The organism is Methylobacterium nigriterrae (genome assembly GCF_037106235.1).
GTDB classification, from domain to species: domain Bacteria; phylum Pseudomonadota; class Alphaproteobacteria; order Rhizobiales; family Beijerinckiaceae; genus Methylobacterium; species Methylobacterium nigriterrae.
In genome coordinates this window covers 1-5,535 of sequence record NZ_JBAWTG010000211.1, presented here as the reverse complement: position 1 = coordinate 5,535, position 5,535 = coordinate 1, and the positions used below count along the sequence as shown (strand labels likewise).

The 5,535-nt window shown below is 63.8% G+C and carries 6 protein-coding genes; all 6 read right to left on the bottom strand.

Going from position 1 to position 5,535, the window contains the following annotated elements; all coding sequences use genetic code 11:
- Positions 1-358: 358 nt before the first annotated feature.
- Positions 359-610, bottom strand: a complete 252-nt coding sequence (locus WDW90_RS34380) for a DoxX family protein (RefSeq protein ID WP_336492202.1) — start codon at positions 608-610, stop codon at positions 359-361.
- Between the two features lie 290 nt (positions 611-900).
- Positions 901-1,176 carry a hypothetical protein gene (locus WDW90_RS34375; RefSeq protein ID WP_336492201.1) on the bottom strand — a complete coding sequence of 92 codons (276 nt, stop codon included), beginning with the start codon at positions 1,174-1,176 and terminating at the stop codon, positions 901-903.
- Positions 1,177-1,364: 188 nt separating this feature from the next.
- A complete protein-coding gene (locus tag WDW90_RS34370) occupies positions 1,365-1,628 on the bottom strand; it encodes a GNAT family N-acetyltransferase (RefSeq protein WP_336492200.1) in 264 nt (87 codons plus the stop codon).
- Between the two features lie 1,036 nt (positions 1,629-2,664).
- Positions 2,665-2,934 carry a GCG_CRPN prefix-to-repeats domain-containing protein gene (locus tag WDW90_RS41020; RefSeq protein ID WP_431311183.1) on the bottom strand — a complete coding sequence of 90 codons (270 nt, stop codon included), beginning with the start codon at positions 2,932-2,934 and terminating at the stop codon, positions 2,665-2,667.
- 699 nt (positions 2,935-3,633) lie between these two features.
- Positions 3,634-3,867 carry a hypothetical protein gene (locus tag WDW90_RS34365; protein ID WP_336492198.1) on the bottom strand — a complete coding sequence of 78 codons (234 nt, stop codon included), beginning with the start codon at positions 3,865-3,867 and terminating at the stop codon, positions 3,634-3,636.
- A gap of 1,069 nt (positions 3,868-4,936) precedes the next feature.
- A complete protein-coding gene (locus WDW90_RS34360) occupies positions 4,937-5,137 on the bottom strand; it encodes a hypothetical protein (RefSeq protein WP_336492196.1) in 201 nt (66 codons plus the stop codon).
- Positions 5,138-5,535: the final 398 nt, after the last annotated feature.

The following is a 5,535-nucleotide window of genomic DNA, read 5'->3' as shown; positions in this document are numbered from 1 at the left end:
CCCGCTACGACAAGCTGCTCCTCAACTTCATAGGATTCGTCACCCTCGCAGCCATCAGCATCTGGCTCAGATAGTTAAATCCTCACCACAGCCTAGAGCCTGGGAGGTGCGTATGAAGATTGGCCCCCTCCTCGTGGTCTTTGTCGTGCTCGCCGCTGCCTTGGTTGGCGTGAGCGGAGCATCGCGTGTTCCACACCAAACAGCATCGAGCGCTCCGCCCGAGGTTCCTCATCAGCAGTGAGGACGGACGGCAGGAGCCCGATTTCGTGCATCCTTCGCAGGCGCCTGGGCCGGCTTGCGGCTGATGGCGTGACCACTTGATCCCCGCGCCGAGATGCGACCGGCAGTGGCTATTGGCTCACTTGGCCGTGAGCGGCTCACTCTGCGGTCCCGCGATACCCAACTCGCTCCGCCGTGCGTAGGCGAGGCTGGCGAGCAGGATTAGCAGCACGAACACGGGAACAGGCATCAGCGCCGGATCGCCAGCGCGAAGGTGGCTGCCGACAGCACCGACCATCAGCACGGCGAGCAGCAGCGCACCATGCGCGACATAGCCGCGAACCCAGAGCAGGCCGGCTCCGATGAGCTGCGCCACGCCGACCGCGTACATGAACTAGAGCGGATAGCCGAAGCGTGCAAAGCCGGAAACCTCGAACTCGATGGCCGCAAACTTCATCCCGGCCGCGAGCAGGAAAACCGTTGTGAGCAGCACGCGCAGCGCCACACTGCCGGTCCGCCGCCAATTCCGCAGTCAGTCATTCTCGTCCCCTTTGCTGCGGCTGTAGATCAGCCGTCATCGCGGGGTTCTGTAAGCGTGGTAGATGCCGCAGCGATTGCGTCATCCATTTCGTCAGGGCAGAGCCTCGGTAGCGTCAGACCCCTGCCGCAGGCTTTGTAGGCTCACAGCCTCATCGGGCGTGCCAGCATAATGGCCGTCGCGATCATGGTGCGTTTGGCCCGGGGCGAGACCAGCGAGCTGCCTATGATGGCTCGGGCCAGCGGATGGGTCGCGATTGCCTCTGCCACGTCGAGCATCCAGCCGAACGCCAGCGTATGAACCCGCAGCCCGGGCGTGGCGAGATAGGTCTCAGCGAGGCTCGTGATTGCTTCCGGCTTCACAGCGCCGGCCTCAATCAGTTCCAAGACCGTTGGGCTGGATTGGATAGAGGGGGACATGATTCTCGCCAGCAAGAGATCAAACGGGAGGCTGACCTGCTGCCTTCCGCGAAAAGCTTAACGATCCGTTAACCATGATGCGCCACGACTAAAGGCGAGTGGACGCCTCCGCTCGTCATTGGGAACCCCGCTCTGCCGGCGATGCAGGGCGGGGCTTTCCATGTCCAGGATGCGGATGGCAGCCGACCTCAATCGAGCAGGTCACGATGAGCGGGTTGGCGGCGCAACCATGCCCAGGCGTAGCCGCACAAAGCCTTGACCCGCACACTGTCCGCCCGGGCCTTTCTCGCAACCTGCTCCATGAGCCGGTCGGCGGCGCCAGTCCCGCGCAGCTGCGGCGGCGCATAGACATACGTGATGACAAGCACATCGGGATGGCGGCGATAGTTGGCGAACACGATCTGCCCGTCGACCTCTAGCTCAAAACGGCTCTGCTCGACGCTGTCGCGCATGCCGGCCGCCACATCCGGCATAGGCAATAAGCTGGTCACATCTTGTGCGTCAGGCATTCTGTGATCGGCCAATCGAGCTGTGCGCAGGTCCGCTCTGGCTAACTGATGCTTTCACAGCCTGTTCCAGTTGGCTCGGGCGTGTGAACCGCCCGCAGCCAGCGACAGTCTTGTCCTAACCCATCCATAAGAAGCCGTCAGCCGCGCCGGGGCGAATGCCACCCGTGAAGGGCCAGATGCCCCCGACTGTCGGTTGAGTGCCCGTCACCGCAAAGCCGTTGCCCTGCATCGAGTTCGTGACTTGGGGCAGGAAGCTGTTGACGGTGCTGAGATAATCGAGGCCGGCCTGCGCGGACTGCCCGACCTGATACCCGCCCGGCCCGTACGCGTTGACGGGCTGGCGCGTCGGGACGCCGGCATTTACGCTGTAATGGTTCGTCGCAGCCCAGGCGGCGGCGACCTAATTGTTGATCGCGTCGGCCGGCCCGTTCAGGTAGGAGTTTTCGGCTGACTTCGGATCGAACAGGGCGCCCGCGCCAATGTCCACGCCGCCGTACTACACCGAGCCGTTGTTGTAGGTGATGCCCGAGCCGAGCGGCTGGCCGTCGTTGATCGGAGCCGCGACGCCGGTTCTTGGCGGGTCGAAACCCTGGAGCTTGTAGCCGGACGCATTCAGGCTGCTGAAGTTGTAGGGGTTGGACGCATCAACCGTGAAGCTACGACCCTCCGATGCTCGTCCGAAAGCTGGATGGCGTGACCATCATCCTCTACGAGGAGCTGGTTGCCTTCCTGCGTTCGCTTCCTCGTCGTCCTCCCGGAGAGGCAGCATGACCGACTGCGAGCCGCCGCCTTTAACCTCGGCGCCCGAACCATGTTGGGTATCGCGAGAACGGCTGCTCCGGTTGGGGGCATAGAAGCGGCCGCCCTTCTCACCCACCGACGTGTCCCGGCAGGCTCGAACCCGATGTTGCGTGAGGCTGGCTCAGCGCGCCACCGGGATCACATCATGCTGGCTGAGGACCCCACGCCAGCGCGGCCGTTAGTAGTAGAAGCGCCGAGGCCCGTAGAACCGCCGTGGGCCATAGTATCGCCGTGGGCCATAGTACCCATACGGCCGGTAGATCGGCCGGCAGTAGCCGAAACGGTTGGGGATAAAGCCGGGCCCGCAGCCATAGGCGGCACTCGTGACTTGAGCGCTGCCAGCAATCGCCTCAGCCGGCGTCACGACAAGAGCGGCAGCGCTTGCGGCCGAGGCAAGGCCGACGCTTACAGCGACGGCGGCAGCCATCGCGAGCACCTTCATAGGCATCTGAATACGACCCTTCGTGAAACGCAGCACGGCATCGTGCTGGACACCCGAAGGTTGCATTCTCGCCGCTGAACCACTCATTAGATTTGCCATAACTAATTGGAAACTAATGGAAATGACGCAGATACAAAGGACGGAGGCGGGCTCATCCCTGGTTGCATCAACGACGGCACGCGAACAAGCCGCCTTCCACGGCGGCATCGAGACCATGCGGCAGATGGCGCTTGCCGCCACCATTCGACCTCCTTGAGGGGCTGAGAGCCGTCGTTGCCAGAGAGGCAGCCTGAGCCCTTATCCCACGTACCGGGGGTAGGAGTCAGCCGCTGATCGATCTTAGCGCTGTCGCCTCCCGCGAGGGCGCTGCAAAGGCCCCGCCCCCGATGGGAATGCGGGGCCAGCATTGGCAGTCTGTCGCGTTTCTGCTGTCAGCGTGGTGCCGGAGCCGTATTCGGAGCAGGGTTCGTTGGGTTGACCGGCGCCGTATTCGGAGCTGCTGGCGGAGGCGGGGCAGGAGCCGTGCTGGCGGGAGGCGGATTGGTGGGCTCCGCCTTCTTTGGCTCGCTATCTTTACAGGCAGCGAGCGCAAGCAGCCCGATCAGCGGCAGGAGCGTTCGATATCGCATGGGCGTTTCTCCCTCTGAGAGAGCGATAAACCTCCCAGCAGAGGATAGGGTTCAGGCCAGCGCTTCCTGTCGATGACTATCCGGTCGGCCGGCTGGACATCCCTGCCAAGGCTTTGAGCCGGAAGGTGACACCGTCCGTCTCGCGCTTGAAGGAGAAGCGCATCTGATCCGCTCCGGCCCGTCCCCAGGTCCAGTCCTCGCCGCAGGAGCCGAGGCGCCATGCATGGGACAGACGGTCGGGAACCATCTCGTCGGTACAGGTGACGACGACGGTGTGAGGAAACTCGGGTGACAGCAGCTTGGCGTCCATCGGCAGGCTCTCCGATCTGGGTTGCTCCGGGCGGGCGATTTGCGCGAGGGACGCAACCGACATGAGCCAAGCTTGGCTGTCAATCGTGCGGTGCAATGTAGCCGCTCGTTCGTGGCGCTGAGGAGCGGAAGGTCTCCCCGCCGAGGCAGTGAGAGCCGGCCTCTGTGGCGATGCTCAGCAGCCGATGCAGATGTCGTGCACGACATGCTCCCGCTTCGGTCCGGTCCTCTGGTTCGGCAACTTCCCACCAGGTAGTGGCTCAGCACCGCGGGAAAGCTGCACGCGCCTGTAGGCTGGTGGCAGGTTCATCGCGTGGACGGCATCGAGGATCGGGCTAGGCGCGGGTCGAGGCGTGTCGAGAGGCTGCTGGCGTGCCGTCAACGCCATCCCGTGCCACGGCAAGGTCAGGGCCATGCCTGTCGCAGCAGGTGCCAAACGGAAGCCATCTTGCGCTAATGCGCACTCTGAGCCCATGACTGCGAGAGCGACCGCGCAGGCGAGCAGGCATCGAGAGGACATGCGGCGCCTCCATCTCGGCCGAAACGCAAGCCGAAGCGGAGAGGTTCAGATCTACCTCTTCATTGGTAGCGGCTCACGAGCGGGGCGCAGTCATGGGACCTGGGAGATGGGTTACCCATCGTCTTCGTGCGGAATGAAGCCGCACGCTATATCTGCCTGAACAACGGCTCAGGTTAGGTCGTTGCCTTGGAGGGGCTCTGCTTGGATCTCCTGCCATGCTCCGCAGCGTTCTCGTACTTGCGCTCCTCGCCGCGCCAGGGCCGGTGCTTGCGGGTCCAGCGAAGGGCCCGTCCAAGCCCTCTAAGGTGGTGGCCGTTTCAGCACTGGCGCCTCTCTGCACCCATGTGCGGAAGAAATCCTTCCATCTGCCGGAGGGTTGGTCGGTGAAGACCGTTTCGCTCGCCTGCAAGATAGTGGTGAGCGCAGCTAAGCGGCCGGGCGGCAAGGGCTTTACAAGCCTGACTGCCGGCAAACACAGCAAGCCCCAGTAGCGACACCGCGGCTCGCCCGAGCGCGGCGGGACGAGCTTCTGCGGTGGTCAGCACGCCTACTACTGCGAAGCGGCGCGTCGTGCCGCTTGAGCCATCAGGATGAAGTCGCGGGTGGTTGGGTGTTGCGGGTGGTCGGCCTGTGCCTGGTCGGTCTGAGTGCCGCCGCACGGCTCGTTGGCGGCGTCCTCGGTAGCGGCATACAGGCCCAGGCGATACGGCAGGCCCTGCAGCCAGCCGCCTCTCAGCAGTTCCGTTAGCATTGCAGCCCCCTGCAAATCACCTTGGAAAACCGATCCTGCCACAGCCGTCGGGCAGCGCCCTTCACCATTTGATAGGGGGCTGGTTTGTGGTTGTGCCCAAGGTGGCCAGCCATGCTGCGCCAACCCATTCTCGTCGCGCTGATTTTAGGGGTGCTCGCGGCCCTGATTTTTCTGGCGGCCAATGCGATCTTCGAGCGGCTTGCGACCAACTGAGATCCCTTACGCGGCAAGAGCATTGCTGGGCTTGCGCGCCAGCGGGAGGAGCAGGCTCTTGACCTGCGTGTAGAGCCGGGGTCGGTCGACCGCGCAGACAGGATGCTGTCCGACGCGCCTCCGATCACGGATTGGTGGAAGCCCCAGCCTCTACCTCCTGCCGTGCCTTGAGGAAGGATGGGCTG

Bases quoted from the DNA above. Each gene is read 5' to 3' on its own strand.
- WDW90_RS34380 (WP_336492202.1), bottom strand. From the start codon at position 610: ATGTACGCGGTCGGCGTGGCGCAGCTCATCGGAGCCGGCCTGCTCTGG.
- WDW90_RS34375 (WP_336492201.1), bottom strand. From the start codon at position 1,176: ATGTCCCCCTCTATCCAATCCAGCCCAACGGTCTTGGAACTGATTGAG.
- WDW90_RS34370 (WP_336492200.1), bottom strand. From the start codon at position 1,628: ATGCGCGACAGCGTCGAGCAGAGCCGTTTTGAGCTAGAGGTCGACGGG.
- WDW90_RS41020 (WP_431311183.1), bottom strand. From the start codon at position 2,934: ATGCCTATGAAGGTGCTCGCGATGGCTGCCGCCGTCGCTGTAAGCGTC.
- WDW90_RS34365 (WP_336492198.1), bottom strand. From the start codon at position 3,867: ATGGACGCCAAGCTGCTGTCACCCGAGTTTCCTCACACCGTCGTCGTC.
- WDW90_RS34360 (WP_336492196.1), bottom strand. From the start codon at position 5,137: ATGCTAACGGAACTGCTGAGAGGCGGCTGGCTGCAGGGCCTGCCGTAT.